Genomic DNA, 26,490 nt, shown 5'->3' on the forward strand with positions numbered 1-26,490 from the left:
TATATCACCCGTATCACAGGGAATAACCCATGGGGTTTTTGTCTTCTCCCTTCGTCTGTCATAAGGTAGCGGCATGCTGAAGAATCGCATCGAAATGCGCGACCACAGCGCCGAGGGTCGCCTCTTCTTCCGACGCACCTTGGTCGCCTACATCGGCATGATAGTGCTGATGCTGGTGCTGCTGGGCAATCTCTATTACCTGCAGGTCGAATCCTTCGAGACCTATCAGACCCGCTCCAACGACAACCGGATCCGGGTCGTGCCCGTGGCGCCGCCACGGGGCCTCATCTATGACGCCAACGGCGTGCTGCTGGCGGAGAACCGCCCCGTCTACAGTCTCGAAATCGTGCCGGAAGAGACCAAAGATCTGGACAAGACCGCCGACGAGCTGATCACCCTGCTGGCCCTGCCGGAAGGGACCAAGGAGAAATTCCTGGCCGAGGTCAAACGCCAGCGCCGCTTCAAGCCGGTGGCCCTGTTCGAGAAGCTGACCGAGTATCAGGTCGCGCTCTTCTCGGTCAACCAGCACAACTATCCGGGCGCCAGCATAGAGGCCTACCTCAAGCGCTACTATCCGTTTGGTGACACCCTCACCCATGCGCTGGGCTACGTAGCCAAGATCAACACCCGCGACGTGGAGCGCCTCGACAAGGAGGACAAGCTCGCCAACTATGCCGCCACCAAGGATATCGGCAAGCAGGGGGTGGAGAAGTTCTACGAGGATCAGCTGCACGGGGTGGCCGGTTATCAGGAGGTCGAGGTCAACAACCGCGGCCGCGTGGTACGCACCCTCAAGTTCCAGCCGCCGGAGCCCGGCAAGGACATCTACCTCAACATCGACATTCGCCTGCAACTCAAGGCCCAGCAACTGCTGGCCGGTCGCCGGGGCGCCATCGTCATGATGGATCCCAATACCGGCGCCATCCTGGCCATGGAGTCGAGCCCGAGCTATGACCCCAACCTGTTCGTGACCGGCATCTCCAACACCAACTATTCGGCGCTGCTCAACGATCCGGCCCGTCCGCTGGTGAACCGCACCACCCAGGGCATCTATGCCCCCGCCTCCACCGTCAAGCCCATGATGGCGGTGATGGGACTGAACGAGGGGGCCATCACCCCCAACTACCGCTACTTCGGCGGCCCCAGCTTCTCCATCCCCGGCACCACCAAGAAGTTTCGCGACTGGCGCCGCTGGGGCCACGGCTGGCTCGACGTCTACCGCGCCATCGAGGTGTCGGCGGATACCTATTTCTACGATCTCGCCTATCGGGTCGGCATCGACAAGATCCACAGCTACATGACCAAGTTCGGTTTCGGTCAGTACAGCGGGGTGGATCTGTACGAGGAGACCAAAGGGGTGATGCCCTCTCGCGACTGGAAGATGGCACGCTGGCGCCAGCCCTGGTATCAGGGTGACACCATCTCCATCGGCATAGGTCAGGGCTACTGGAGCGCCACCCCGATCCAGCTGGCCAAGGCGATCAGCATACTGACCCAGAACGGTCACGACGTGACGCCGCACCTGCTCAAGAGCACGGCCTCGCTGGATGGGGTGGTCAACGCCCCCGTCAACCCGAACATGGCGCTCAAGGCCAAGAACGATGCCTATTGGCAGGTGGCCAAGGACGGCATGTGGCGCGTCATCAACGGCAATGAAGGCACAGGGCGCCGCGCCTTTGCCAACACGCCCTACAAGGCCGCGGGCAAGTCAGGTACCGCCCAGGTGGTAGGCCTGAAAGAGAACCAGGTCTACAACGCGGCCACCACCAAGGTGGAGCACAGGGATAACGCCCTGTTCGTCTCCTTCGCCCCGTTCGAGGCACCCAAGGCCGTGGTGGCCCTGGTGCTGGAGAACGCCGGGGGCGGCAGCAGCATGGCCGCGCCCGTGGCACGCCAGATGCTGGATGCCTATCTGGTGCCACCAGAGCCCCAGTTGCCACCCGCTCCCAAGCAGCCGTCCCCATCACGCGAGGCCGTTTCCCATGAGTAATTCCGCGCAGCGACAGAGCATCTGGTACCGGCTGCATATCGACCTGCCGCTGTTTCTCGGCCTGCTGGCCCTGATGTCCCTCTCCATGGTGGTGCTCTACTCCGCCTCCGGTCAGAGCGTGGACTCCATAGTGCGCCAGCTGGTGCGTGGCGGCCTGGCCTTCGCCCTGATGATCGGCATGGCCCAGCTACCCCCCTCCCTCTACGCGCGCTGGTCCGTGCCCCTGTTCGTGGTGGTGGTGCTGCTGCTCATCGCGGTGGACGTGTTCGGCCATATCGGCAAGGGCGCCCAGCGCTGGCTGGATCTCGGCTTTATGAAGTTCCAGCCCTCCGAGGTGATGAAGCTCTCCATGCCCATCATGGTGGCCGCCTGGCTCAGCCGCCATTCGCTGCCCCCCAAGTTCAGCCATGTGGTGATCGCCCTGGTGATGGTGCTGCTGCCCACCCTGCTGATCGCGGCCCAGCCCGATCTTGGCACCTCCATCCTGGTGGCCGCCTCCGGCTTCTTCGTCATCTTCCTGGCGGGGATCAGCTGGTGGCTGATCGGGCTGGCGGTGCTGCTCATCTGCGCCTTCATGCCGGTGCTCTGGTTCTTCCTGATGCACGACTACCAGCGCCAGCGGGTACTGATGCTGCTCGACCCGGAGAAAGACCCGCTCGGCCGCGGCTATCACATCATCCAATCGAAGATTGCCATCGGCTCCGGCGGCGTCTTTGGCAAGGGCTGGCTGCAAGGCACCCAGTCCCAGCTTGAATTCCTGCCCGAGCGTCACACCGACTTCATCTTCGCGGTGTTCAGCGAGGAGTTCGGTCTGGTGGGCGTCGCCCTGCTGCTGGTGATCTACCTCTACATCATCAGCCGCTGCCTGTTTATCTCCATGCAGGCCCAGAACAGCTTCGAGCGCCTGCTCGGTGGCGCCCTGACCCTCACCTTCTTCGTCTATGTGTTCGTCAACATGGGCATGGTGAGCGGCATACTGCCTGTGGTGGGGGTGCCCCTGCCGCTGGTGAGCTACGGCGGCACCTCCATGGTGACCCTGATGGCCGGTTTCGGCATCCTGATGTCCATCCAGACCCACAGAAGGCTGCTGGCCTGATGAGAGGTGCCTGGCTGGCGCTCTCCCTGTGCTCGCTGACGGCGAGTGCAGCCCCTGTGCCCGAGCGGCTGGCGTTGCTGGCCGAGCAGCAACAGGTGCCGCTGGCCGAATTGCAGGCGGCCACGGCGCAGGCCCGGCTGCGACAGGAGATACTCGACACCATCAGCAAGCCGTGGGAAGCCAGGCCCTGGCACAGCTACCGGCCCCTGTTCGTGACCCAGGCCCGCATTCAGGACGGGGTCAGCTTCTGGCAACGCCATGCCGATGCCCTGACGCGGGCCGAGCAGCACTATCGGGTGCCCGCCTCCCTCATAGTCGCCATCATAGGCATAGAAACCTTCTACGGCCGCCAGATGGGCCGCCACTCTGTGCTCGACAGCCTCTACACCCTGGGATTTCACTACCCAGCGCGCGAGGAGTTCTTCGCCAAGGAATTTGCCCAGCTGGTGCTGCTGGCCAAAGAGGAGAAGTGGCCACTCACCCGCCTCAAGGGCTCCTACGCGGGCGCCATGGGCATGGGGCAGTTCATGCCCTCCAGTTACCGCCACTACGCGGTCGATTTTGACGGAGATGGCAAGCGGGATCTGTTTGCCAATCCGGTGGATGCCATCGGCAGCGTCGCCAACTATTTCGCCCTGCACCAGTGGCGCTGGGGCGAGTCGGCCGTCGAGCCCGCCTTGATCGGGCTCGCGCCAGTAAGTACCCTGCTTCGGCCCGAACCCGAGCTCAAACAGCAGTGGGCAGAGCTGGCTGCAGCCGGGATTGAACTCGCCACCCCGCTGGCACCCGACACGCCGGTGAAACTGCTGGCATTGGAACAGGCCGATGGACCGGAATACTGGGTCGCGCGCCACAATTTTTATGTGATCACCCGCTATAACCGCAGCCCTCTCTATGCGATGGCGGTGCATCAACTCAGTCAAGCAATCCAGGAAGCGTATGCATTACAGCCACAAACTTCTCCCGCTCAGCCTGAGCTTGTTGCTGGCCGCCTGTAGCAGCCAGCCGGAACAGGCTCCCCTGCCGCAGGAACCCGTCCAGCAGGAAAAACCCCAGGTCATCGAGATCCCGCAAGCCACGGGCGCCATACCGCGTCCCGAGCCCCTGAGTGCCAGCGGCAACCGGGACTACTGGATAGGCAAGCAGAAGAACGAGGTGTGGCGCGACATCAAGCACTACACGGAAGAGGGTACCGCCAGCTGGCTGGCCCAGGATCTGGACGGTCAGCAGACCGCCAACGGCGACGTGCTGGACAGCAAGCTGTTCAGCGCCGCCCACCGCAACCTGCCGCTGCCAAGCTATGTGCGGGTCACCAACCTGACCAACGGGCTGGAGACCATAGTGCGGGTCAACGATCGCGGCCCGTCCGACAGCACTCGCCTAATCGATCTCTCCTACGCCGCCGCCAAACAGCTGGACATGGTGGAGAGCGGCGAGGCGCGCGTGCGGCTGGAGCTGATCAACGACAAGCCGGATCAGATGGTCGAGATGGTGCCCATGATGACGATGCAGCCCATGCAAGCGGCGCAGAGCCCGGTGACCCCGGCCGCTCCGCAGGCTGCGGCGCAGGAGGGTTTTCTGGGTGAACCGACCGCGCTCGCCATGGCCACGCCGGCCGCCGCTGAACCGGCCCCCGTCAAGGCCCCCGCGGCCAAACCCGCCAAACCGGCACCGACCAAGGCGGCCGCCCCCGCCAGCAGCGGCGACGGCAAGATGATCCAGGTGCTGGCCAGTGGCTCCCAGCCCAGAGCCGAGGCCATGGGCAAGGTGATGACCCAGCGCTACGGCGTGCCCTATCAGGTGGTGGCCCACGGCGCCATCTTCCGGGTCCTGCTGGGACCTGTCGCCGCCGATCAGCAGGCAAGCCTGCTGGAACAGATCCGTCAGGGGGGGCTGGAGCAAGCCTTTATCGTCCCCTGACACCAGCTGGCTCACCTCGGGTGAGCCACCGCCGGGCACCTGTCGTCACGTCGTTTCCCGGCGTGACGACGGCTCCCGATGGATAAAAAACCAGACCAGATGGCACGTCGGACTATGACCGACGGTCGCTTCTGGTATAGTGAAGCCCGCATTTTTAACTTGGGTTACCCCCATCCAGGCTCCAGGAATTTCAAGATGTCCAAATTTGCCCGTTCAGTTATTCTGGCCTCCCTGTTAAGCGCCACCGCCCAGGCCAACCAGCCTGTACCGACCCCGAACGCAACCCCCATGGTCGTTCCCGCCGCGCCGGAGATCTCCGCCAAGGCCCATATTCTGATCGATTACTACTCGGGTCAGGTGCTGGCCGAGCAGAACGCCGAAGAGCGTCTGCCGCCCGCCAGTCTGACCAAAATGATGACCTCCTACATCATCGGCCAGGAGCTGCTGAAGGGGAACATCAAGCGCACCGACATGGTGACCATCAGCCAGAACGCCTGGTCCAAGAACTACACCGACTCCTCCAAGATGTTCATCGAGGTGGGCAAGCAGGTCTCCGTCGATGACCTCAACAAGGGCATCATCATCCAGTCCGGCAACGATGCCTGCGTCGCCATGGCCGAATTCCTGGCCGGCAGCACAGACTCCTTCGCCAGCCTGATGAACTCCTGGTCCGCCAAGCTCGGCATGAAGGACAGCCACTTCATGAACCCGCACGGTCTGGATGCGGAAGGCCACTACAGTACCGCCCACGACATGGCCCGTCTGGGTCAGGCCCTGATCCGCGATCTGCCTGAGGAGTACAAGATCTACTCCCAGAAATCCTTCGTGTTCAACGGTATCACCCAGCACAACCGCAACCGCCTGCTGTGGGATCAATCCCTGCAAGTGGATGGCATTAAGACCGGCCACGTCAGCCAGGTCGGCTACAACCTGGTCTCCTCCGCCACCAACAACGAAGGCATGCGCCTGATCGCCGTGGTGCTGGGCGCCAGCAGCGAGGGTTCCCGCGCCGCCGAGAGCAAGAAGCTGCTCACCTACGGTTTCCGTTTCTTCCAGAGCCTGACCCCGTACAAGGCCGGCACCGAGCTGGTCACCCAGAAGATCTGGATGGGCGACAAGTCTGAAGTGAAACTGGGTGTCGACAAGGACGTGTCCGTGCTGGTCACCCGTGGTCAGGGCAACAACCTGAAGGCGGACTTCCAGCTCGAGAGCGAACTGAAAGCCCCGCTGGCCAAGGGCCAACGGGTCGGTACCGTGTTCCTCAAGCAGGGCGACAAAGAGATCAAGCAGGTTCCGCTGGTCGCGCTGGAAGAGGTGCAGGAAGGCGGACTGATGAGCCGTCTGTGGGATTACTTGGTGATGCTGGTCTCCAGCTGGTTCAAGTAAGAGAGACGCACAATCCTGACCAAACAGCGGCGCCAACAGGCGCCGCTGCTGTCTTTACCCGGTCATACCAGCGAATAACCCTGCAATCTGCAGGTTCCGCCGACTGGCGATTTGTGGTAAAAAGCAGCATCTCCATGTCTTGTCGCGCGGCCCGGGCCTTGATCTCTGCCCGGGCTATGCCCATATAGACTTGTACATGACGGCCTGATGAGCCATAGGCCACCAGCCACGCAAGATTAAAGATGAAGTCATCCCGTGATGACGCCAAAAGGTGAGTAGATGAATACCAAGTTTGATGAACTGCTGGAGTTCCCCTGCAAGTTCCCGTTCAAGGTGCTCGGCATTGCCGACCCGGCCCTGCCGGATCAGGTGGTTGAAGTGCTGCAGCAACACGCCCCCGGCACTTACAGCCCGACCGTTCAGCCCAGCTCCAAGGGCAACTACCACTCGGTCCGCGTAACCGTGACAGCCCAGAGCAAAGAGCACATCGAAGCTATGTACCATGCCCTTGGCAAGATCGAGCTGGTGAAATACGTACTGTAATTTCTCTCTCGCCCCGCCAGGGGCGATTGATTTTGCGTCACCCCCGAGCGCTGACCCATGGTGCCGACTCAAGCGCCAGCCTGTGAGGAAAAGATGTCACCCCAGATCCCCGCCCAGCCACAGCTGCTCGTCAGACACCTGGGTCGCCGCCCCTACCAGCCGGTATGGGACGCCATGAAGGCCTTCACCGACAGCCGCACCAGCGACACCCCGGACGAGTTCTGGGTGGTGGAGCACGACCCCGTCTACACCCAGGGCCAGGCCGGCAAGGCCGAGCACCTGCTCGCCCCGGGCGACATCCCTGTGGTGCAGAGCGATCGCGGCGGTCAGGTGACCTATCACGGCCCCGGCCAGTTGGTGCTCTACGTGCTGGTGGATGTGCGCCGCAGCAAGCTCACGGTGCGCGAGCTGGTGACCTGCCTGGAAACCGCCATCATCAAGACCCTGGCCAGGAGCGGTATTGAGGCCTATGCCAAGCCCGACGCCCCCGGCGTCTACGTGAAAAGCGAGCTTGGCGCCTCGCTGCAGACAGAAGCCAAGCTGGCCTCGCTGGGCCTGCGCATCCGCAAGGGCTGCTCCTTCCACGGCCTGGCACTCAATATCAACATGGACATGACCCCCTTCCTGCGCATCAATCCGTGCGGTTATGCGGGCATGGCCATGACCCAGACCAGCGCCCTGGGCGGCCCGCAGAGCGTGGCCGAGGCGCAGGCCATTCTGGTGGCCGAACTGGCCAGCCTGATTGGCTATGAGACGATCACCCATACCGAAGAGGCGGCATGAGCAAGCCCATGCTGCGTGGCCATGAGGGCACAGAGATGACCCCGACGGCTATCTACCAAACAATAACAAACACCGAGAGTGAATCATGAGCAAACCCGTTCGTATGGAGCCGGGCGTCAAGCTGCGCGATGGCGACAAGATGGCCCTGATCCCGGTGAAATTCATGCCGGATCCCGACGAGGAAGTGCTGCGCAAGCCGGACTGGATGCGGATCAAGCTGCCGCCGTCGAGCCAGAAGATCGAGCACATCAAGAGCACGCTGCGCAAGAACAAGCTGCACTCAGTGTGTGAAGAGGCCTCCTGCCCCAACCTGGCCGAGTGCTTCAACCACGGCACGGCCACCTTCATGATCATGGGCGCCATCTGCACCCGTCGTTGCCCCTTCTGCGACGTGGCCCACGGCCGCCCGCTGGCGCTGGATCCCGACGAGCCGCACAAGCTGGCACTCACCATCAAGGAGATGGGGCTGAAATACGTGGTCATCACCTCGGTGGACCGCGACGATCTGCGCGACGGCGGTGCCCAGCACTTCGCCGACTGCATCAAGCAGATCCGCGAGCACAGCCCGCAGACCCGCATCGAGATCCTGACCCCGGACTTCCGCGGCCGGATGGAGCAGGCGCTGGAGGTGTTCCGCGAGACGCCCCCTGACGTGTTCAACCACAACCTGGAAACAGCCCCGCGCATGTACCGGGTCGCCCGCCCCGGCGCCGACTACAAGTGGTCCCTCGAGCTGCTGCGTCGCATCAAGGAGATGCACCCCCATGTACCGACCAAGTCCGGTGTCATGATGGGTCTGGGCGAGACCAACGAAGAGATAGTGCAGGTGCTCACCGACCTGCGCGAGCACGGCGTCAACATGCTGACCCTGGGTCAGTATCTGCAGCCAAGCCGTCACCACCTGCCGGTGAAGCGCTACGTGCCGCCCGCAGAGTTTGACGAGCTCAAAGACGTCGCCATGGGGCTGGGCTTCTCCCACGCCGCCTGCGGCCCCTTCGTCCGCTCCTCCTATCATGCGGACCTGCAAGCCAAGGGCGAAGAGGTGAAATGACCTCATCCACCCCTGGTCAAAAAAGAGCGCCCTTGGGCGCTCTTTTTTATGGGCCAGCCGCGGGCTGACGCCGTTCCGGCACCCGACAACAGCCTGCGCCGTTTGCGCTCACTTCGCCGCCGGGTTAACGTGAACCCCCTTCTCCCTTTGAGTGATGTGCAGTATGCCAACCCCTCTCGTTCGCCTGCTCCCCATGAGCCAGGCCCACTACCCCGCCTATTGCACCTACTTCATCGAGGATTACGCGCAGGATATTGCCAGCAATCATGGCCATGATCTCGCCACCGCCCGTCGCAAGGCCGAGGCCTCCCTGCTGCACTCCCTGCCGCAGGGGGTAGCCACCGCCGGCCACAGCCTGCTCTGCATCCTGCCCGCAAGCGAAGAGGAAGCGGTTGCGACCTCAGAGGTGCAGCCACTGGGCTATCTCTGGCACGCCATCGACCCCGATGCCAGCGCCACCTTTATCTATGACTTCTATGTCGCGCCGGCTCACCGCAGCCAGGGCATCGGCAAGGCCGCCATGGCGGTGCTGGAGGCCGAGCTCAGGGCCAGTGGCATCAGCCAGATCAAGTTGCGGGTCGCGTACGACAACCCGCGTGCCCTGGCGCTCTACCAGGAGGCGGGCTTCGCCATCACCGGCTACAACATGGCCAAGCGGCTGGACTGAGCGGTTTGCCCCTCCCCTGTATCACCCGGACGGGGGCGTGTCGGCACCCAGGGGCGCTGGTATTATGTGGCCGCCCCGGCCAGTTGCCGCAGCGGCACGGTTTTTCATTCCCTGTTGCCCGTTTCAGGATCATGCTCATGTCACACACCCGCGTCTTCATAGTGCACGGCTACACTGCCTCCCCCCAGTCCCACTGGTTCCCCTGGCTCAAGGAGAAACTTGAAACCCGCGACATTCAGGTCGAGGTGCTGACCATGCCGGACCCGCACCGGCCGGAACCGGCCGCCTGGGATGCCGCCATGGACAGCCTGGTGCGGGATCACGATGAGCGCACCTTCCTGCTGGGCCACAGCCTCGGCTGCATCGCCATACTGCGTCAGCTCAGCCGCCTGCCCGCCTCCCGCCGGGTGGGCGGGATCCTGCTGGTGTCCGGTTTCGACCAGCCGCTGCACACCCTGCCGGAGCTGGATCCCTTCATGCAGCCGGGCTACGACCCGGCGCACATCATGACCCTGGCTCCCCAACGCGTCGTGGTTGCCTCCCGCGACGATGCCATAGTGCCCTATCGCTACTGCCAGCACCTGAGCGAGCAGCTGGCCGCGCCGCTCTACAGCCTGGAGCAGGGTGGCCACTTCCTCGACCGGGACGGCTTCCTGACACTGCCGCTGGTCCACGACCGGCTGCTGGGGATGATAGCCGCCGACGAATAGCAAAACGGCCACGCAAGTGGCCGTTTTCACTGGTGGCGTGCCTAGAGCGACATGCCGGAGAAGGACATGAAGCCGAGCGACATCAGCCCGGCCACTATGAAGGTGATACCGATACCGCGCAGCCCCTCGGGTACATCCGAATACTTCATCTTCTGGCGCAGGCCGGCGATGGCGACGATGGCCAGCAACCAGCCAAGCCCTGAACCCGCCCCATACACTATGGATTCGATGAAATCGTAATCCCGCTGGGCCATGAACATGACGCCGCCGAAGATGGCGCAGTGCACAGTCAAGAGCGGCAGATAGATGCCCAGCGCGTGATGGAGCGCCGGGAAATGCTTGTCGAGCACCATCTCCATCACCTGCACCAGCGCGGCCAGTACCCCTATGTAGACGATGAAATCGAGAAAGCTGAGATCAAACTCGCCGAGGAAGGTGCTCTCGGGCCGCAGGATATGGCGGTAGATCAGGTTGTTGAGGGGAATGGCGATCACCATGACCACCAGCACCGTCAGGCCCAGGCCGAAGGCGGTATTGATGTTCTTGGAAACGGCCAGGAAGGTACACATGCCCAGAAAGAAGGCCAGCGCCAGGTTTTCGACAAAAATCGACTGAATAAACAGGTTTACATAATAATCCATCGGATCGGCTCACAGCTTGTGCAGATAAGGGCCCGGCTCCCGCACGGCGGGTGGGATAGCAGGGGCAACAAGGCGCGGCAACCGATCGCAGGCGTCAGCCGGCAGAGGGGTCAAACAGTCAGTCGACGGGGAAACGCCGGGATCCGGTGCGCGCTCAGCAGCAAGCCGGACGCGAGTGGCCGTGGCAGAAGCGAAATTGCAGGTGATGGCAGACCAGCAGGCGTTTGTGCAGGTAACCGAAATAATCGGACAGCTGCCTGAGGTAGATGAGGGGCAGGAAGAACAGCAGGCCGCAGAGCAGACCCAGGATCTCGTGCTGGAACCAGGCCAGCAGCATCTGATAAAGCTCGGGGTGGCCGGCGCTCTCCAGCCGCCGCCCCTGCTCGAAGCTGAGCCGCCACTGGCCGCCCGGCGGCAGGCTGACGCTGTTGACGAACCCGGGATCGGACGGCTCGTGCAACTGCATCGCGGCGCCCTGGCCGACCGAGGCCTGACGAACGGCTGCACCGACCTCTGCCGCGGCGAAGGCGGCAAGCCACAGCAGACTGGCGATGGCGAGAGCCATCGCCCAGGTCGAGAGTCGGCCAGAGGGTGACAAGCGGGCAGTCCCTTCTTGAAAAGAGGATTCAGCGAGGCCGAATATATCACAATCCATCTTTTTATTGAATTTGAAACCCTGCAAATCAGCGTGAATTGATACTAAAAACCCTCGTTATCAATAAAGCCGGCAATTTAAAACCAGCATGAGCGAAGGGTACATTCACTATGTGCCCCGAAGTGCAACCGCCCACAACAACACGGCCACCCCGAGGGATGGCCGTGACAAGACAGCTGACAAGCGACCAACGGCTAGAGACCGGCCGCCTCCAGATGCTCCACCAGCAGCTGCACGCTGCGGTTGCCGCGCCACTCGTTGACATCGAGCCGATAGACCAGCCGCACCCGCTTCACCGAGGCGTCCGGCCAGCGCTTGAGATCGACCCCGAAGGCGATGGCATCCACCGCATGACCGGAATCCGTGGTCAGCATCATCTTGAGGTGCTTCTCCCCCACCAGCCGCTGCTGCACCAGCACGAATTCGCCGTCAAACAGCGGCTCGGGGAAGGCCTGACCCCAGGGGCCGGAGGCGCGAATAAGCTCCGCCAGCTCAAGGCTGAGCTCATCGGGCAGCAGTTCACCGTCGGTGAGCAGCACCCCGGTCAGCAGCTCCGGCGTCACCAGCTCGCTTATCACCGCCTCGAAGGCCCGGCCGAACGCCTCGACATTGGCCTTGGGCAGGGTCAGCCCGGCCGCCATGGCATGACCGCCAAACTTGCCCATCAGGCCCGGATGACGGGTATCGAGCAGCTCGAGGGCATCGCGCAGGTGCACGCCGGGGATGGAGCGACCCGAGCCCTTGAGCTCGGTCTCGCTGCTCTCGGCGAAGGCGATCACCGGTCTGTAGTACTGCTCCTTCACCTTGGAGGCCACCAGCCCCACCACCCCCTGATGCCACTCGTCTCTGTGCAGCACTATGCCGGAGGGCACCTCGCCGTCCCGGAAACGGATCTGCTCCAGGGTGGCGAGCGCCTCCTGCTGCATCCCCTGCTCGATCTCCTTGCGCTCCTGGTTCAGGCTGTCCATCTCGGAAGCGAGCTGGCGCGCCAGATTGATGTCATCGCTGAGCAGACAGGCGACCCCGAGGGACATGTCATCGAGCCGGCCCACGGCGTTGAGGCGCGGCCCCAGCGCAAAACCGAGATCGGCGGCGCACAGGCGGCGACCATCGCGGCCCGACACGTCCACCAGCGCCTGGATGCCGGGACGGCAGCGGCCGGCCCGGATCCGCTGCAGCCCTTGGTGCACCAGGATGCGGTTGTTGCCATCCAGCGCCACCACGTCGGCGACCGTGCCAAGCGCCACCAGATCCAGATAATCCGCCACATTGGGGGCGCGAATGCCTTGGCGCTCGTACCAGCCCAGCTGACGCAGGTGGGTGTTGAGGGCCGCCATCAGATAGAAGGCCACCCCCACCCCGGCCAGGGACTTGGAGGGGAAGTCGCAGCCGTGCTGGTTGGGGTTCACTATCGCATCGGCGTCAGGCAGCTCCTGGCCCGGCAGGTGATGATCGGTGACCAGAACCTGCATGCCGGCCGCCTTGGCCGCCGCCACCCCGGCGATGCTGGAGATGCCGTTGTCTACCGTGATGAGGAATTCGGCGCCGCGTGCCACCGCCAGCTCGACTATCTCGGGGGTGAGGCCGTAGCCGAACTCGAAGCGGTTGGGCACCAGAAAGTCGATGTGCTTGCCACCCATGGTCCGCAGCGCCAGCACGCACAGGGCCGAGCTGGTGGCGCCGTCGCAGTCGAAGTCACCGACGATCAGGATGCGCTGCTGGGCGATGAGCGCCGCCGCCAGCAGCGGCACCGCCTGCTCCATGCCGAACAGGCGCTGGGGTGGCAGCAGCGAGCTTGCACTGCGCTCCAGCAGGACGGGATCCTCTACGCCACGGCTGGCGAAGACTTGACGAAGCAGTGGATGCAGGGTGGCGGGCAGATGGGAATCATCAACTCGCGGACGACGACGGATTTGCAGGGGCATTGATGTGATCCAGTATCTTGAGCAGTTGTTCAGGGCTCTGATAACCCCGTACCAGATCCCCGTTTGGCAGGACCCAGCTCGGCAGCGCCTTGATCCCGAGCCACTGGCTCAGGCCGATATGATGGGCAAGGATCTCATTACAACCGGCCGCAGGCAAACGATCACTGAGACTGAGTTCACTGAACAGAGCGGGATCGCACCAGCGCGCCTGCGCCTCGGCCAGATCGGCGAAGGTACTCAGCGCTGGCAACAGCTGCACGCTCACCCCCTGCGCCTGCAGTATGGGCAGCTCATCGAGCGAGGTACGGCAGCTGCGGCAGGTCAGATCGGTAAAGAGTGTGATGCTGTGACGCTCGGGCACCGCCTTGAGCTGCATACGCCGTTCGCCGATCTGGGTCAGGGCCCGCTGCCGTTGTTGACGCTGGCCCAGCATGGTGAGGTTTTTCATGTCGTGGCCCAGATCCAGCATGATGCCCTGGAGCACATAGTCTCCCTTGGCATCGGCATAGAGCGGCCCCTGACTGGTGCCCAGCATGAAGAGGCCGGGCATGGGGGTCGCATCCACCAGATAGACCTGAACCCCGAGCCGCTGCTCTATACGCTGTTTCAATAATTGGGGATCCATCCCCGCGCTGGCAGCAAAGGTGCACAGCAGCATCATTCCCAGTAGTAAATGCTTCACTCTTTTACTCACTTGGCATGAACGAATGGACTCACAAGGTAACTCAGGCCATATACTGGCCTCAACCTGTTAATTACTGATTGATTAATAGCGAGGGCTACAAAAAAATCCCTCCCTGACAGGTTGCCAATTGGGCAGAGGCCCAGCAAGCTAACCGTGACGACAGGAAACAAGACGGTCATCCCTCTGTTTTCCTGATGCTTTATTATTCAAACCTTGGTGCGGCAGCGGCCGCACTCTGCCCATTTTTGGAGGGAAACATGAGTCTGATTCAAGAGTTCAAGGCCTTTGCAGCCAGGGGCAACGTCATCGACATGGCGGTCGGTATCATCATAGGTGCCGCCTTCGGCAAGATAGTCTCCTCCTTCGTGGGTGATGTCATCATGCCGCCAATTGGTCTGATCCTGGGAGGAGTGGACTTCAGCGATCTCGCCGTGACCCTGAAGGCCGCCGAGGGTGCCACCCCGGCCGTGGTCATCGCCTACGGCAAGTTCATCCAGACCATCATAGATTTTCTGATCATCTCCTTCGCCATCTTCATGGGGCTCAAGGCCATCAACACCCTCAAGAAGAAGCAGGAAGAGGCAGCCGCTCCCGCCGGTCCCACCAAGGATCAGGAGCTGCTGAGCGAAATCCGCGATCTGCTCAAATCCCAGCAGGGAAAATAAGCGCCAACTCCTGTCGTGTGTTTAAAAAAACCGCCCTCGGGCGGTTTTTTGTTGCGCGTCGACGGCTCAGGCGCGGGGGTGGTGCTCCCCGTGCAGCGCCTTGAGTCGCTCGTTCGCCACATGGGTGTAGATCTGGGTGGTGGATAGATCCGCATGACCCAGCAGCATCTGCACCACCCGCAGATCGGCGCCGTGGTTGAGCAGATGGGTGGCAAAAGCGTGGCGCAGGGTGTGAGGAGAGAGCTCGCCCTGGATCCCGGCGCGCAGGGCATAGAGCTTGATGCGATGCCAGAAGGTCTGGCGGGTCATCATGCGGGCCAGCCTGGAGGGGAACACCACGTCCGAGCTGATGCCCCCCAGCAGCAGGGTGCGGACCTCCCGGTAGTAACGCTCAAGCCAGTGGATAGCTTCTTCCCCCATGGGCACCAGCCGCTCCTTGTTGCCCTTGCCCACCACCCGCACCAGCCCCTGGCGCAGGCTGACATGCTCGGCGGTGAGCCCCACCAGCTCGGAGACCCGCAGCCCGGTGGCGTAGAGCAGCTCCAGCATCGCCTTGTCCCGCAGCTCCAGCGGATCGTCCACCTGCGGTGCCGCCAGCAACGCCTCCACCTCCCCTTCACTGAGATCGGAGGGGAGCTTCTTGGGCAGCTTGGGCCCCTCCAGCAGCACGGTCGGGTCATCACTGCGCAGTTTTTCGCGGTTCAGATACTGATAAAAGCGGCGCAGGGCAGACAGAAAGCGGGCCGTGCTGCTGGCGGCGAACTGGTGATCCACCCGCCAGGCGAGGTAGTGCTGGATCTCGTCCATCCCGGCCAGCAGCAAAGAGCTGCCCTGCTCATCGAGCCAGAGGGCAAACTTTTCCAGATCGCTGCGATAGGAGCTGACAGTGTTGTCAGACAGACCCCGCTCCAGCCAGAGGGCGTCGAGGAAGGGTTCGATCAGGGGATGATTGTGCACGGCAGGCGCTGGCTTGGTCATGGTACTGGGTCTTGGGCAAACGGTGGCCCATTGTAGCGCGCCCGGCGCCGGGCGACAGCGGGATCTGATGAGGCCAGCACCACGCTTGCCCCGTGAAGGGTGCCGGGCAATCTGTTAAACTGGCGCCCCTCCCTGCTGCCTCCGCGCGCGCCAGCCCCACGCGCCGCCAGGATAAAGAGCTATCTGTTTTACGGTAAGGACAGTGCGATGAAGATAGGTTTGTTTTACGGTTCCACCACCTGTTACACCGAGATGGCCGCCGAGAAGATCCGCGCCCTCATAGGCCCGGAGCTGGTCGATCTCCACAACATCAAGGATGTGCCCCTCATCCGCATGCAGGAGTACGACATCCTGATCCTGGGCATCTCCACCTGGGACTTTGGCGAACTGCAGGAAGATTGGGAATCCCGCTGGGAGGACATCAAGGATGTCCATCTGGAGGGGCGCATCATAGCCCTGTTCGGCCTGGGCGATCAGCTGGGCTATGGCGAATGGTATCAGGATGCCCTCGGCCTGCTGCACGATCAGCTGGTGCCCAAGGGGGTCAAGCTGGTGGGTTACTGGCCCAGCGAGGGGTACGAGTTCGACGCCTCCAAGGCGCTGATCGACGATGGCCGTCACTTCGTAGGCCTGGCGCTCGATGACGCCAACCAGTACGACCAGACCGAATCCCGCATCGAACAGTGGGTCGACCAGATATTGAGCGAGATCCACGAGCTGCTCTGATCCAGGTGGCTTGCATGCTCGATGCCCCCTTGGATGCGGATCGACGATGGCCGTCATCTTGCGTCGGTCTGGTCCTCGACGACGCCAGCCAATGGGACCAGACCGAATCCCGCATCGAACAGTGGGTCGACCAGATCCTCGGCGAGATCCACGAGCGGCTCTAACCTCTCCTGCCGGTGGCCTGGAGCTGGGCCGCCGGGCGCACGAATCGCACCGATTTTCTCAATCGGTATCATCGCATGACGCTATAGCGACTTTTTTGTGCTGGTCTGCAACAATGCAATCGACACCCCATAACACAATCAGAACGGGTGTCGGAAGCAAACAGGAAACAGACCAGAAAAGGATATTCTATGACCTCATTCTCCCTGTTGGCCCCCGCCATTGCCCGCGACGTGCTCGATCACGCGCTGGCGCTCGGTGCCGACTTCGCCGAGCTGTTTGTGGAGCGCAAGCGCCGCAGCCAGCTCAGCCTGCTCTCCAGCCAGATCGAAAATATCAGCGGCGGCCTCGATTTCGGCATAGGCGTGCGCCTGTGCTACGGCCACAAGGTGCTCTACGGCTACACCAACCTGGCCGATCGCAACGAGCTGCTGCGCATCGTCACCCTGCTGGCGGCCAAGGACAGACGCGACCCAGTGGTGATCGCCACCGCCTTCGACTTCAGCCGTTTCACGGACCGCAACCCGGTCACCCTGCCGCTCGGTGCCGACAAGCTGCTGGAGCAGAAGATTGCCTATCTGCACGCCATGGATGCCGCGGCCCGCGCCGAGAGCGTCAAGATAAGCCAGTTCTCGGGCAATGCCCTGGGCTGGGAGCAGGAGGTGGAGATCTTCAACAGCGAAGGGCTGCAAGTGGCCGATCGTCGCCACTACAACCGCATCATGGCCCAGACCATAGCCATGGAAGGGAGCGAGCAGAGCGTGGGCTACGAGGCCCCCGGCGCCATGATGGGCTGGGAACACGCGGCCCTCATAGACCCGCGCGAGCTGGCCCTCACCGCCACCCGCCAGGCGCTGGTGAAACTCGGCGCAGCCCCCTGCCCGAGCGGCACCCTGCCGGTCATCATGGAGAGCGGCTTTGGCGGCGTCATCTTCCACGAGGCGTGCGGCCACCTGCTGGAGACCACCTCGGTGGCCAAGAAGGCCTCGGTGTTCCACGACAAGATGGGCCAGCTCATCGCCAACCCCGTGGTCAACGCGGTGGACGAAGGCTTGCAGGGCAACGCCTGGGGCTCCATCAACGTCGATGACGAGGGCATGGCGACCCAGCACACCCAGCTCATCAAGGATGGCGTGCTGACCGGCTTCCTGGTCGATCGCATGGGGGCGCTTAGAACCGGCTACGCCCGCACCGGCTCGGGAAGACGCGAATCCTATCGCTTCGCCCCGGCGTCGCGCATGCGCAACACCTATATCGAGGCGGGTAGCCACAGCCTGGACGAGATGCTGGCGACGGTGGAACACGGCATCTATGCCAAGCGGATGGGCGGCGGATCTGTGCAGCCGGGCACAGGCGAATTCAACTTCAACGTGCAGGAGGCCTACCTCATCGAGGGGGGCAAGATCACCCGGCCGCTCAAGTCGGCCACCCTGATCGGCACAGGGCCCCAGGTGCTCAAAGAGATCTCCATGGTGGGCCGCGATCTCGCCATCGCTGCCGGCATGTGCGGCTCTGTCTCAGGCTCGATCCCGGCGTCCGTCGGCCAGCCACCACTCAAGGTCGACAATATTCTGGTCGGAGGGAACGCCTGATGAGCCAACTCGATATGAATACTCTGCTCACCCGCCTGCTGGACAAGGTCGCCGATATCAATGCCGAGGCGGACATCATAGCCAATCGGGACAAGGCTTTCTCCCTCAAGGCCGACAAGGGCGAGCTGGGTGAATACAAGGTCACCAGCAGCCAGCAGCTCGGCATCCGCCTCATCAAGGATGGCCGGGTCGGCATCGCCTACTCGGAATCCCTGGATGAGCCGGCGCTGGATGCCATGCTGCAGGATGCGCTCGATGCCAGCCGCTTCGCCAAGCTGGATGCGGATCAGCGCATCTCGGTGGCCAACAGCCGGATCACCACCGACTGCGCCGAGATAAACCAGCCCGACACCACGGCGGCGGAGGAGAAAATCGCCCTGGCCCTGCGCCTCGAGGCAGACATGCTGGCCCTGCCGGACGTGACAGGCGCGCCTTACAACAGCTTCTTCGAGGGGGAGAGCCAGCTCTGGCTCGCCAACAGCCTGGGCAGCCGCTGCCAGCACAGTGAATTCAGCGTCGGCTGCTACACCTCGGCGCTGATCGAGCGGGCTGGCCGCCAGTCCATGCATTCCCAGGGGCAGTATGGCCGTCGCTTCGACGAGCTCGACAGCCAGTCCCTCATAGCGCAGATCCATGCCGTGGCCGATGGCCTGCTGCCGGGGGAAGCCGTGCCGAGTGGTCACTACAGCGCTCTTTTCAGCACCAACTGCTTCGCCAGCCTGTTTGGCTGCTTCCAGGCGGCGCTGTCGGGCAAGTGGGCCCAGCAGGGGATCAACCCCTGGCGCAGCAAGCTGGGCCAGTCTGTGGCCTCCCGCTGGCTCACCCTGGAGAGCCGGGCCTATATGCCGGGCGGCATGAACATCAAGGCGTTTGACGGTGAAGGGGCCCCCACCTCGGATCTGCTGCTGATTGGCGAGGGCGAGCTCAAGACGCTGCTGCACAACAGCGCCACCGCCCACCACTTCGGCCTGGCCAGCAACGGCGCGGCAGCGCGCAGTGCCCGCGGCGCGCTGGATGTGACGGCGCGCCACCTGGTGTTTGGCACAGGCCCCCACAGCGAGGCCGAGGTCAAAACCGGCGAGTATCTGGAACTGGTCAAGCTGGACGGTCTGCACTCCGGTGCCGATGCGGTGAGCGGCGACTTCTCGTTCGGGGCGTCGGGCTTCCTGTGCCGGGACGGCGTTCGCATCCGGCCGGTGCGCGGCATCACTGTGGCGGGCAACTTCTATCGCCTGCTGGGCGAGCTGGAGGCGGTCGGCGATCGGCTGCACCATGACGATGGCAAGGGCTTCTATGCGCCCCTCATCCGCTTTGGCGGGCTGAACATCGCAGGCAAGTAACTGTATATCGAGGGGAAAAGACTTCACTTCCCCACCCAAAAACGGCGCCATCAGGCGCCGTTTTTTTGCCTCTGGCGCCCCTCGGTGGCCACTCCTACCCTCTAAGAGCCACCGGCCGCATCGGCCGGTAACATCTGGAGATCACCAAGATGGACAATACCCTGGTCTGGGCCGACATTCCGACACGGGATCTGGATCGCGCCATGGCCTTCTACTCGGCCCTGCTCGACGTGCCGGTCACGCCGATACAGGAGGAGATACGCTTCGCCATGCTGCGCCACGATGGCAACAACGCGGCGGCCTGCCTCGGCCCCATGGATAAATACCACCAGCCGGGCGGCACTGGTCCTCTCATCTATCTCTCCCTCGGAGACAGGCTGCAAGCGGCGCAAGAGATGGTCCCAAGGCTCGGCGGACGCGTGCTCGAACCCTTGCACAGCATCGGCAGCGGCCATGGATCCCGGGTCATCATAGAAGACACCGAAGGCAACTGGCTTGCCCTCTACGCCCCTCCCACCCCCTGAGCAAGATAAGCGCCGCGTCTGGATGCACGCGGCCTTGTCACCCGCAGCCGGCGGCCATAGCAAGGGCAACCTCTGGGTTGCCCTGTTTTTTTTCAGTCAACCCGCCAGCGCCGGGCGACATGGCAAGCGGTCAAATAACGCTCAGCTCCCTTCTGATCAGGTCGATAGTGACAGTGCAAGGCAATGAAAAAGTGGTTTCCTACCAACGTGCAAGACAATCAGGAGGTCTGCATGAAGACAATCGCAGTGGCGCTCACCCTCGCCACCATCTCCACGGCACAGGCGGTGCCGGCGACCAGTACGGGACGCATCAGCTTCAGCGGAGCCATAGTGGAAGATGCCTGCCGTATCCAGCAGCAACAGGATCAGATGCAGGTCACCTGCCTCTCGGGCCCAGCGCAAACCACAGAGACACTCAATCTGCAGCAGTTGGCGAAGCAGTCGCCACTGCGTCTCGCCAGCAGCCAGGTTTCCTGTCGATGGATTGACCCGCGCCATACCATGGCGGTGATCACCATCAGCCACGAATAGCTCTCACCAAGGCCAGAAACAACAACGGCGACCACAAGGTCGCCGTTGTTCATTACCGGGTCTCCCGGGCCATCAGGCCTGCGGGTTGAGACGGGTCGGCATGCCGGTACGCTGTTCCAGCACCTGCTTGACCACATTGGAGTCGCTGTCCATGTGGGCGATGAAGCGGGTGATGGCCGGGGTCATGGGCAGCGGCACGGACGTGGTGGAGTTGAACTCCTCCTCGTTGCGCGACAGCGGCTCATGGACTTCCATGTAGCGACCGCCATCCGGCTCGACCGTGGACTTGACCGGCTGGTTGACGAACTGGACACGGGTACCGACCGGAACCTTGTCGAACAGGTACTTGATGTCGTCGGCACGCAGACGCACGCAACCACTGCTCACCCGCAGACCTATGCCGAAGGTGGCGTTGGTGCCGTGGATGGCATACAGGTTGCCGATGTAGAGGGCGTGCAGACCCATGGGGTTGTCCGGACCGGCCGGCCAGACCGCAGGCAGTGTCTTGCCCTGGGCGGCGTAGCGGCGACGGATGTTCTCGGTCGGGGTCCAGGTCGGGTTGGCGCGCTTGCGCTCCACCTTGGTGATCCAGTTTTCCGGGGTATTCACACCCAGCTGGCCTATGCCGATGGGCAGCACTTCCACCACGTTCTTGCCTTTGGGGTAGTAGTAGAGGCGCATCTCGGCCACGTTGATGACGATCCCTTCACGGGGCGCATTCGGCAGGATCAGCTGATGGGGGATGACCAGCTTGCTGCCCGGTGTCGGCAGATAGGGGTCGACGCCCGGGTTGGCTTCCATGATGTTGGTCAGGCCCAACTGGAAGTCGGAGGCGATCTGCTCCAGCGGACGGTTGTCCGCAGGCACCACGTATTCCTGGTTCTCACCGATCAGGCGGCTGTTGGCCGCGGGCAGTGTGTATTCAACGGCGGCGGCCTGATGGCTGACCAGCGTCAGAGTACATAAAAGGGCCGAAGCGGCAGTGCGAAGGGGATTCATAAAATTCCTGTGTGGTTTCCTGTACCAAGTTGGCCGGGGGCCGTGTCATCCTCGGTCTGGCCTCTGACGAGTCACCCTGCGCCCGAGGTCAATAACCGAGCGCGCATTCTTTCCTGAGTCGGCCAAAAATTCAACGTCGGGATGGCTCTTTTTGCATGAAAAAGTGCATCCATCGCCGCCGGCGCCTGCTCTTTAGCTGGCAAGCAGGCTAACAACCGCAAACTGAGCAGAAGCTGAACAAAAAGGGAGGCCAGATCGGCCTCCCTCCGTTATCGGGGGCTGGCGAGCAAAGTCGTCACCGCCCCGGCGATGGCGGCCCTGGCATCCAGCCTTCCCATCTCGTCGGCCAGCAGGCGCGCCCGTGCCCGATAGCGCGGCTCGTGCACCAGCTTGCGCACCGCGGCGGCCACGGCCTCTGCCATCGGCTCGTTGCTGTGCAGATTGATGCCAACGCCACTCCACGCCACCCGGGTCGCTACCTCGGCCTTGTCCTCCCCCGTGCCCGCCACCACCAGCGGCACCCCGTGCGCCAGTGCAGCCTGCACAGAGCCATAGCCGCCGTTGGTCACCAGCACGGCGGCACGGGGCAGCGCCAGCTCGAACGGCACATGCTCGGTGACGATGGCATTGGCGGGGATGGATGGACCCAGCAGCGCCGGATCCCGCCCGCCCGTGGTCAGCAGCAGTTGCAGCTCGTCACCCGCCAACCCCCGCATGGCCGGGATCAGCAGCTGCCCCAGATCCACATTGGCCAGGGTGCCCTGGCTGACGATGACCAGCGGCCGTTCATCCAGTTGCTCCCACCAGGGCGGCGGCACCAGCTCAATCCGGGGTGGCAGCAGGGGGCCGACATAACGGATCACCCCTTCCAGCTCCGGTCGCTCATATTCAAAACCGGCGCAGGAGAGTTGCAGGAAGGCATCCGGCGCCGTCACCATCACATCGGTGAAGGGGGCCGTCAGCGGCGACGCCCCCGCCTCGGCCAGCGCGGTATCGAAGCACTGCTGAACCTCCCTTTGCAGTCGCCGGGTCTGTTCATCCAGCCAGGGCCGCTCGCCAAGGGAGCGGCGCAGCTCGGGGGCGATGCGCGGGCCGTAGAAGATGGCATCCGGGCTCGAGAAGGAGACAGGGTTCACCCCCAGCATCAGTATGGGAAGGCGCCGGCTGCGCGCCTGCAGCAACAGCGGCAGCACACCGTAGAAGCCGTTCTCCACCAGCAGCAGATCCACCCCCTCTTCCGCGATCAGCGCCCGCAAGCGGCGGTCGTGCTGCGGGATGGGCGCGGCGAAGAAACGCCTGAGCGCCAGCGCCATCTGGGCGGTACCGCTCAGGCTGGCCCGCTCGGGGAAGTGCTGCTCCAGCGCCCGGTAGTCAAAATCCAGCTCGGGGGAGAAGGGCACAAACTCGGCGCCGCTCTGGCGGATGCGCTGCTCGAACAGAGCGCCGCACAACATCAGCACCCTGTGCCCCTCCCCCACCAGCAGACGGGCCGCCGCCAGCATGGGGTTGACGTGGCCTGGGGTGGCGGTGGCCGCCAGCAAAATGGTCGCCATCAGGCCGCTCCTTGCGGCGCCAGCGCCGGGTTGAAGCAGAGCGGGCTGGCCTGGATGTGGACCCGCTGGATGTGGCGCGCCGAGCGGGCGGTGAAGCCTTCCCGCCCGTGCAGCAGGCCGAGGTTGTCGGCGATCACCACGTCTCCCGGCTGCCACTGGTGGGCATAGAAGTAGCGCGGATCGTAGAGTCGCTCGTGCAGATCCTGCAGGAAAGCGTCCTGCTCATCGGGCGGGATCCCCTCAATCTGCAGCGCATGCTGGTTGAGGAAGCGCACCCCCTCGCGCGGCGGCTCGTTGTAGCGCATGACGGTTTCGCCGCTCACCGGGTGGGGCACCAGCAGGGGCGAGCTCACCTCGCCGCCGTAGTGCACCACCTGCTTGATGCGATAGGTGATCCGTATCCGCTCCCAGCGGGCCAGCCGCTCGCCATCGAGATCCACCAGCAACTGGCGAGTATTGATGAAGGTGGTGCGCCCCCCCTCGTCGGCAGCCGGGGCGTGCACGCAGTGAAACAGCTGGAACTCGGGCAGGGTCGGCTTGTACATGCCGTCCCAGTGCAGCGGCACATAGCTGGAATCGAAGATGTGATCGGTGGCGTTCTCGTGTTCCTTCACGTCCAGCACGGCGCCGAACGGCCACATCATGATCTCGCCCCACGCCTCGCCGTAGCGGGTCAGCCGCTCTGGGTCGGTGAAGCCGGACTCGAATCCGCGCAGGATCAGCACGCCGTGACGACGGGCCAGTTCACACAGCGCTTCGACCGGCAGGGCCTGCACAGCCTGCCCCTCCCGGGCCGGTTCGATCAGCAGACCGAAGGGGGCCTGGGGGTGAATGCGGCAGTGCTCGCCGCCGAGGGGAATGATGGATGCTGTCATGGTGAACTCCTCAGGCGGCGGCCTGCTTGCTGTGGATCAGGTAGTGACTGGGACGGCCATGGATGTGGACCAGCTCATGCTCCAGAGCCAGCACGTCGCGCCGTTTCATCAGCACGAACTGGCCATCCAGATTGGCCGCCACCCCGTGCCAGGGGGTAAGCCAGTCATCCCGGGTCGGCAGCATGTGAATGCCCATCTTCAGGCTGTGGCTGGCCTGGGGGTGGATGGAGAGACGGATCGCCTCGGGGAAGCGCTCAGCCAGCAAGTTGCCCCAGGCGCGGCTGCGCTGGATCACGGCATGGGTGCGCGCCTTGGCATCCCGCTGCAGCGCCGTGTTGGAGAGTGGCGTGTCCGGCAGCTGGCTGTCTTCATAGAGGAAGCGAGTCATGGCGCGATAGAGACGAACCCCCTCCTCGGTGGTCTTCACCTCTTCACTGATCTGCGCCAGCGGCTCGGCATAGCGCTCGACCAGCTGTTCACGCAGGGTGTCGAAGTCGCGGCTGGCGCAAAACTCGGCCATGCCCGCCACCATCCCCAGGTGGAAGACCCCGAGGTGGGTCGCCCCCAGCTCCAGGATCAGCTGCTCGATATGGGCCTGATAGGCATCGATGGCCGGATCCGGCACCCGGATGAGGTCACCGAACACGTGGCCATCCGAGCAGATGAGGATCCGCATGCCGGGCCTGTAGTGCAGCTGGATGCGCTGGCAGAGGTGATTGAGAAAGCTGAGGGAGAGGCGCTCCGCCATGTCCGGCAGGGTGCCCAGCACCTTGTTCGGGTTCGGTGACTTGGTGGGGAAGGCGGGCAAGACGCAGGTGATGGTCTCGCCCCGCTCGATGAAGGCCTGCAGCCGGGGGATCTGGATGGCGGCCACCTCCTTCTCTTCGCTGTGTCGATCCAGAATGGGATCGGGGAAGCGGCGACGATAGGGCAACAACTCGGCAAATATCTCACGGGCAATTTGATGGGAAGATAAACCACTCATTATTCCGGCTCCTTTGGCAGGATTAAAATCAATAAAGATGACTCTTTATCAATGCGTCCAGTTTCTGTCGTTATTATTGGCGTATCCGTTTGCTACCCAAACGAATCGAGAGGGGACAGTAGCCGAGATGAAGTCAGGCTATCAATTCGCCATTAATGTAAAGAGATTCAACCCAGCGCTAATAATCTATTTCGCATAAGTTAACTCACTCTATGCATATGAATAAAAACAGATTTAATGAATAATTTGGCGTATTAAAAAACACCAGTCAGGAAAGTTCCCCACCGGCTTTATTATTCAGTCACAATTTGACTCGTGGATTATTTAGCTCAACTTAATAGTGATATTTCTTCATGCCGATAATGCTGACCATTTCGCTTTAAATATCGCAAACAATTATCCAGCTGCATATTAAGCGGACGAACAAAAGCTGGCTCTGGTCATCAAGACGGAGAGTGGCGGGTGGGATGATTCATCCCTGACCCGCAGCGGCATCGCCATGGTTTTTCATGGTGACGGCCCCGGGCGGAGCCGCCCAAACAGGTTCAAGGCTGGGCCGGGTCGGCCGCCAGATAGTCCAGGGCCGCCTGCCAGCCCATCTGGTAGCCCTGCTCCAGCCGCCCCTTGTCTGTGGTCATGCGGCCGACCCGAAAACCCGCCGGCGGCACTATGACCCGGATGCGGCAATCGGCCGGTGGCTGGCGGATGAAATCGATGGCGTCGTTGTAGCTGCGGTGGCGCGCCAGACTGGCGCGGGCCAGAGCCGGGGTCTGGCGCAGCAGATAACGGTGCAGGGCCGGCAGACGTGGCGCCCGCTTGCGATAGCCGAAGGGGCGGGAGAGCACCACTGTGATGTCGCGCGCCCCCTGTTCGTAGGCATGACGCACAGGAATGGAATCGGCCACCCCGCCATCCGTCATGGCTTCCCCGCCGATGCGCACGAAGTCGCGATAGACCAGGGGCACAGAACAGGAGGCCTTGATCTGCTGCTCCAGCTCGGCCGCATCCCCCTTGAGGTAGGCGGCCTGACCATCCGAGACCCGGGTGGCCACCACGGTCAGCGGCACCGGATTGGCGGCGAAGCGGGCCAGATCGAGTCGGCACTCGCGGATGGTGATCGCCCACAGCCAGTCGAGATCGAGCCAGTGGCCGCCGCGCACGAACCTGGCCAGACTGATGAACTCGGGGCGGCAGGAGTAGTCCGTGATGACACTGTGGTTGCGCCCCCGCTGGCCGGCCAGAAAGGCCGCCAGATTGACCGCCCCCGCCGAGACCCCGATGCAGTGATCGAACGCCGTCCTGCCCTGTGCCAGAAAGGCATCCAGCACACCGGCGGCAAAAATGCCGCGCATGGCGCCCCCCTCGACCACCAGGGCCGTTTGTCGCCGACTCATCTCGCCTCCCCTCATTGCTCTGTGAATGGACTCACACTTTGGCTCATCCGGCGCCCGGCCCGGGGCCGGGATCCCTATAATGGGCGCGTCTCAACGCTCGTACCAACGAGATAT

At 63.1% G+C, this 26,490-nt stretch carries 27 protein-coding genes; 17 read left to right on the forward strand and 10 right to left on the reverse strand.

What is annotated here, in order from left to right; genetic code table 11:
• The first annotated feature begins 73 nt into the window (after nt 1-73).
• The 10 genes from mrdA to AACW87_RS13600 all read left to right on the forward strand — a co-directional run bounded on the left by mrdA (nt 74) and on the right by AACW87_RS13600 (nt 10,146).
• Nucleotides 74-1,990: a penicillin-binding protein 2 gene (mrdA, locus tag AACW87_RS13555; RefSeq protein WP_043135745.1), complete on the forward strand. Its 1,917-nt coding sequence runs from the start codon at nt 74-76 to the stop codon at nt 1,988-1,990.
• Nucleotides 1,983-3,086, forward strand: coding sequence for a rod shape-determining protein RodA (gene rodA, locus AACW87_RS13560; RefSeq protein ID WP_043135747.1), 1,104 nt, complete (start codon nt 1,983-1,985; stop codon nt 3,084-3,086). The genes mrdA and rodA overlap by 8 nt, the downstream gene beginning before the upstream one ends.
• Entirely contained in the window at nt 3,086-4,084 is a 999-nt protein-coding gene (gene mltB, locus AACW87_RS13565) for a lytic murein transglycosylase B (RefSeq protein WP_241325211.1), read from the forward strand. The genes rodA and mltB overlap by 1 nt, the downstream gene beginning before the upstream one ends.
• On the forward strand, nt 4,026-5,006 hold the full coding sequence (locus tag AACW87_RS13570) for a septal ring lytic transglycosylase RlpA family protein (protein ID WP_241325212.1): 981 nt from the start codon (nt 4,026-4,028) through the stop codon (nt 5,004-5,006). The genes mltB and AACW87_RS13570 overlap by 59 nt, the downstream gene beginning before the upstream one ends.
• A 195-nt stretch (nt 5,007-5,201) precedes the next feature.
• A complete protein-coding gene (locus AACW87_RS13575) occupies nt 5,202-6,392 on the forward strand; it encodes a D-alanyl-D-alanine carboxypeptidase family protein (RefSeq protein WP_043555087.1) in 1,191 nt (396 codons plus the stop codon).
• 279 nt (nt 6,393-6,671) lie between these two features.
• Nucleotides 6,672-6,935, forward strand: coding sequence for a DUF493 family protein YbeD (gene ybeD, locus AACW87_RS13580; protein ID WP_042867550.1), 264 nt, complete (start codon nt 6,672-6,674; stop codon nt 6,933-6,935).
• Between the two features lie 93 nt (nt 6,936-7,028).
• A complete protein-coding gene (gene lipB / locus AACW87_RS13585; protein WP_241325213.1) occupies nt 7,029-7,718 on the forward strand; it encodes a lipoyl(octanoyl) transferase LipB in 690 nt (229 codons plus the stop codon).
• An 85-nt stretch (nt 7,719-7,803) separates the two neighbouring features.
• Complete coding sequence (gene lipA, locus AACW87_RS13590; protein ID WP_042867544.1) at nt 7,804-8,769, forward strand: lipoyl synthase; 966 nt, start codon at nt 7,804-7,806, stop codon at nt 8,767-8,769.
• A gap of 163 nt (nt 8,770-8,932) precedes the next feature.
• Entirely contained in the window at nt 8,933-9,436 is a 504-nt protein-coding gene (locus tag AACW87_RS13595; RefSeq protein WP_241325214.1) for a GNAT family N-acetyltransferase, read from the forward strand.
• A 137-nt stretch (nt 9,437-9,573) separates the two neighbouring features.
• Nucleotides 9,574-10,146 carry an RBBP9/YdeN family alpha/beta hydrolase gene (locus AACW87_RS13600; RefSeq protein WP_241325215.1) on the forward strand — a complete coding sequence of 191 codons (573 nt, stop codon included), beginning with the start codon at nt 9,574-9,576 and terminating at the stop codon, nt 10,144-10,146.
• Nucleotides 10,147-10,187: 41 nt separating this feature from the next.
• On the opposite strand, the gene nqrE is transcribed toward AACW87_RS13600, so the two are convergent.
• From nqrE to AACW87_RS13620, 4 genes are all read right to left on the reverse strand, one after another.
• Nucleotides 10,188-10,787: an NADH:ubiquinone reductase (Na(+)-transporting) subunit E gene (gene nqrE, locus AACW87_RS13605; protein WP_042867538.1), complete on the reverse strand. Its 600-nt coding sequence runs from the start codon at nt 10,785-10,787 to the stop codon at nt 10,188-10,190.
• Between the two features lie 154 nt (nt 10,788-10,941).
• Nucleotides 10,942-11,385, reverse strand: coding sequence for a hypothetical protein (locus tag AACW87_RS13610; protein ID WP_240485592.1), 444 nt, complete (start codon nt 11,383-11,385; stop codon nt 10,942-10,944).
• 251 nt (nt 11,386-11,636) lie between these two features.
• Nucleotides 11,637-13,367, reverse strand: coding sequence for a single-stranded-DNA-specific exonuclease RecJ (recJ, locus tag AACW87_RS13615; protein ID WP_241325216.1), 1,731 nt, complete (start codon nt 13,365-13,367; stop codon nt 11,637-11,639).
• Nucleotides 13,333-14,049 (reverse strand): disulfide isomerase DsbC N-terminal domain-containing protein, encoded by a 717-nt coding sequence (locus AACW87_RS13620; RefSeq protein ID WP_043555080.1) that lies wholly within the window; start codon nt 14,047-14,049, stop codon nt 13,333-13,335. The genes recJ and AACW87_RS13620 overlap by 35 nt, the downstream gene beginning before the upstream one ends.
• 260 nt (nt 14,050-14,309) lie before the next feature.
• Here AACW87_RS13620 and mscL point away from each other — a divergent pair, with 260 nt between their 5' ends.
• The gene (mscL, locus tag AACW87_RS13625) at nt 14,310-14,717 is read left to right on the forward strand and encodes a large-conductance mechanosensitive channel protein MscL (protein ID WP_005317444.1); all 408 of its coding nucleotides are present in this window, start codon (nt 14,310-14,312) and stop codon (nt 14,715-14,717) included.
• Nucleotides 14,718-14,783: 66 nt separating this feature from the next.
• Here mscL and xerD read toward each other — a convergent pair whose 3' ends face one another.
• Complete coding sequence (gene xerD / locus AACW87_RS13630) at nt 14,784-15,695, reverse strand: site-specific tyrosine recombinase XerD (RefSeq protein WP_241325217.1); 912 nt, start codon at nt 15,693-15,695, stop codon at nt 14,784-14,786.
• A gap of 207 nt (nt 15,696-15,902) precedes the next feature.
• On the opposite strand from xerD, the gene fldB reads away from it, so the two are divergent.
• The 6 genes from fldB (at nt 15,903) to AACW87_RS13660 (ending at nt 20,570) form a co-directional block, all read left to right on the forward strand.
• Nucleotides 15,903-16,421, forward strand: a complete 519-nt coding sequence (gene fldB / locus AACW87_RS13635; protein ID WP_042867526.1) for a flavodoxin FldB — start codon at nt 15,903-15,905, stop codon at nt 16,419-16,421.
• Between the two features lie 14 nt (nt 16,422-16,435).
• On the forward strand, nt 16,436-16,585 hold the full coding sequence (locus AACW87_RS13640) for a hypothetical protein (protein WP_445206855.1): 150 nt from the start codon (nt 16,436-16,438) through the stop codon (nt 16,583-16,585).
• Nucleotides 16,586-16,774: 189 nt separating this feature from the next.
• Nucleotides 16,775-18,175, forward strand: coding sequence for a TldD/PmbA family protein (locus AACW87_RS13645; protein WP_241325218.1), 1,401 nt, complete (start codon nt 16,775-16,777; stop codon nt 18,173-18,175).
• On the forward strand, nt 18,175-19,515 hold the full coding sequence (locus tag AACW87_RS13650) for a TldD/PmbA family protein (RefSeq protein ID WP_241325219.1): 1,341 nt from the start codon (nt 18,175-18,177) through the stop codon (nt 19,513-19,515). The genes AACW87_RS13645 and AACW87_RS13650 overlap by 1 nt, the downstream gene beginning before the upstream one ends.
• 149 nt (nt 19,516-19,664) lie before the next feature.
• Nucleotides 19,665-20,039, forward strand: coding sequence for a VOC family protein (locus AACW87_RS13655; RefSeq protein WP_103471231.1), 375 nt, complete (start codon nt 19,665-19,667; stop codon nt 20,037-20,039).
• Between the two features lie 231 nt (nt 20,040-20,270).
• Entirely contained in the window at nt 20,271-20,570 is a 300-nt protein-coding gene (locus AACW87_RS13660; protein WP_172955291.1) for a type 1 fimbrial protein, read from the forward strand.
• 72 nt (nt 20,571-20,642) lie between these two features.
• Here AACW87_RS13660 and AACW87_RS13665 read toward each other — a convergent pair whose 3' ends face one another.
• The 5 genes from AACW87_RS13665 to AACW87_RS13685 all read right to left on the reverse strand — a co-directional run bounded on the left by AACW87_RS13665 (nt 20,643) and on the right by AACW87_RS13685 (nt 26,376).
• Nucleotides 20,643-21,569: a L,D-transpeptidase family protein gene (locus AACW87_RS13665; RefSeq protein ID WP_043135772.1), complete on the reverse strand. Its 927-nt coding sequence runs from the start codon at nt 21,567-21,569 to the stop codon at nt 20,643-20,645.
• Nucleotides 21,570-21,838: 269 nt separating this feature from the next.
• The gene (locus AACW87_RS13670) at nt 21,839-23,122 is read right to left on the reverse strand and encodes a glycosyltransferase (RefSeq protein ID WP_241325220.1); all 1,284 of its coding nucleotides are present in this window, start codon (nt 23,120-23,122) and stop codon (nt 21,839-21,841) included.
• Nucleotides 23,122-23,997 carry a TauD/TfdA dioxygenase family protein gene (locus tag AACW87_RS13675; RefSeq protein ID WP_241325221.1) on the reverse strand — a complete coding sequence of 292 codons (876 nt, stop codon included), beginning with the start codon at nt 23,995-23,997 and terminating at the stop codon, nt 23,122-23,124. The genes AACW87_RS13670 and AACW87_RS13675 overlap by 1 nt, the downstream gene beginning before the upstream one ends.
• A 10-nt stretch (nt 23,998-24,007) precedes the next feature.
• The gene (locus AACW87_RS13680; RefSeq protein ID WP_241325222.1) at nt 24,008-24,982 is read right to left on the reverse strand and encodes an L-tyrosine/L-tryptophan isonitrile synthase family protein; all 975 of its coding nucleotides are present in this window, start codon (nt 24,980-24,982) and stop codon (nt 24,008-24,010) included.
• Between the two features lie 545 nt (nt 24,983-25,527).
• Entirely contained in the window at nt 25,528-26,376 is an 849-nt protein-coding gene (locus tag AACW87_RS13685; protein ID WP_241325223.1) for a patatin-like phospholipase family protein, read from the reverse strand.
• Nucleotides 26,377-26,490: the final 114 nt, after the last annotated feature.

Source organism: Aeromonas sp. MR7 (genome assembly GCF_963899385.1).
GTDB lineage: Bacteria > Pseudomonadota > Gammaproteobacteria > Enterobacterales > Aeromonadaceae > Aeromonas > Aeromonas bestiarum.

Excerpts from the sequence above, each read along its gene's own strand:
- mrdA (WP_043135745.1), top strand. The coding sequence starts at position 74 with ATGCTGAAGAATCGCATCGAAATGCGCGACCACAGCGCCGAGGGTCGC.
- rodA (WP_043135747.1), top strand. The coding sequence starts at position 1,983 with ATGAGTAATTCCGCGCAGCGACAGAGCATCTGGTACCGGCTGCATATC.
- mltB (WP_241325211.1), top strand. The coding sequence starts at position 3,086 with ATGAGAGGTGCCTGGCTGGCGCTCTCCCTGTGCTCGCTGACGGCGAGT.
- AACW87_RS13570 (WP_241325212.1), top strand. The coding sequence starts at position 4,026 with ATGCATTACAGCCACAAACTTCTCCCGCTCAGCCTGAGCTTGTTGCTG.
- AACW87_RS13575 (WP_043555087.1), top strand. The coding sequence starts at position 5,202 with ATGTCCAAATTTGCCCGTTCAGTTATTCTGGCCTCCCTGTTAAGCGCC.
- ybeD (WP_042867550.1), top strand. The coding sequence starts at position 6,672 with ATGAATACCAAGTTTGATGAACTGCTGGAGTTCCCCTGCAAGTTCCCG.
- lipB (WP_241325213.1), top strand. The coding sequence starts at position 7,029 with ATGTCACCCCAGATCCCCGCCCAGCCACAGCTGCTCGTCAGACACCTG.
- lipA (WP_042867544.1), top strand. The coding sequence starts at position 7,804 with ATGAGCAAACCCGTTCGTATGGAGCCGGGCGTCAAGCTGCGCGATGGC.
- AACW87_RS13595 (WP_241325214.1), top strand. The coding sequence starts at position 8,933 with ATGCCAACCCCTCTCGTTCGCCTGCTCCCCATGAGCCAGGCCCACTAC.
- AACW87_RS13600 (WP_241325215.1), top strand. The coding sequence starts at position 9,574 with ATGTCACACACCCGCGTCTTCATAGTGCACGGCTACACTGCCTCCCCC.
- nqrE (WP_042867538.1), bottom strand. The coding sequence starts at position 10,787 with ATGGATTATTATGTAAACCTGTTTATTCAGTCGATTTTTGTCGAAAAC.
- recJ (WP_241325216.1), bottom strand. The coding sequence starts at position 13,367 with ATGCCCCTGCAAATCCGTCGTCGTCCGCGAGTTGATGATTCCCATCTG.
- mscL (WP_005317444.1), top strand. The coding sequence starts at position 14,310 with ATGAGTCTGATTCAAGAGTTCAAGGCCTTTGCAGCCAGGGGCAACGTC.
- xerD (WP_241325217.1), bottom strand. The coding sequence starts at position 15,695 with ATGACCAAGCCAGCGCCTGCCGTGCACAATCATCCCCTGATCGAACCC.
- fldB (WP_042867526.1), top strand. The coding sequence starts at position 15,903 with ATGAAGATAGGTTTGTTTTACGGTTCCACCACCTGTTACACCGAGATG.
- AACW87_RS13640 (WP_445206855.1), top strand. The coding sequence starts at position 16,436 with ATGCTCGATGCCCCCTTGGATGCGGATCGACGATGGCCGTCATCTTGC.
- AACW87_RS13645 (WP_241325218.1), top strand. The coding sequence starts at position 16,775 with ATGACCTCATTCTCCCTGTTGGCCCCCGCCATTGCCCGCGACGTGCTC.
- AACW87_RS13650 (WP_241325219.1), top strand. The coding sequence starts at position 18,175 with ATGAGCCAACTCGATATGAATACTCTGCTCACCCGCCTGCTGGACAAG.
- AACW87_RS13655 (WP_103471231.1), top strand. The coding sequence starts at position 19,665 with ATGGACAATACCCTGGTCTGGGCCGACATTCCGACACGGGATCTGGAT.
- AACW87_RS13660 (WP_172955291.1), top strand. The coding sequence starts at position 20,271 with ATGAAGACAATCGCAGTGGCGCTCACCCTCGCCACCATCTCCACGGCA.
- AACW87_RS13665 (WP_043135772.1), bottom strand. The coding sequence starts at position 21,569 with ATGAATCCCCTTCGCACTGCCGCTTCGGCCCTTTTATGTACTCTGACG.
- AACW87_RS13670 (WP_241325220.1), bottom strand. The coding sequence starts at position 23,122 with ATGGCGACCATTTTGCTGGCGGCCACCGCCACCCCAGGCCACGTCAAC.
- AACW87_RS13675 (WP_241325221.1), bottom strand. The coding sequence starts at position 23,997 with ATGACAGCATCCATCATTCCCCTCGGCGGCGAGCACTGCCGCATTCAC.
- AACW87_RS13680 (WP_241325222.1), bottom strand. The coding sequence starts at position 24,982 with ATGAGTGGTTTATCTTCCCATCAAATTGCCCGTGAGATATTTGCCGAG.
- AACW87_RS13685 (WP_241325223.1), bottom strand. The coding sequence starts at position 26,376 with ATGAGTCGGCGACAAACGGCCCTGGTGGTCGAGGGGGGCGCCATGCGC.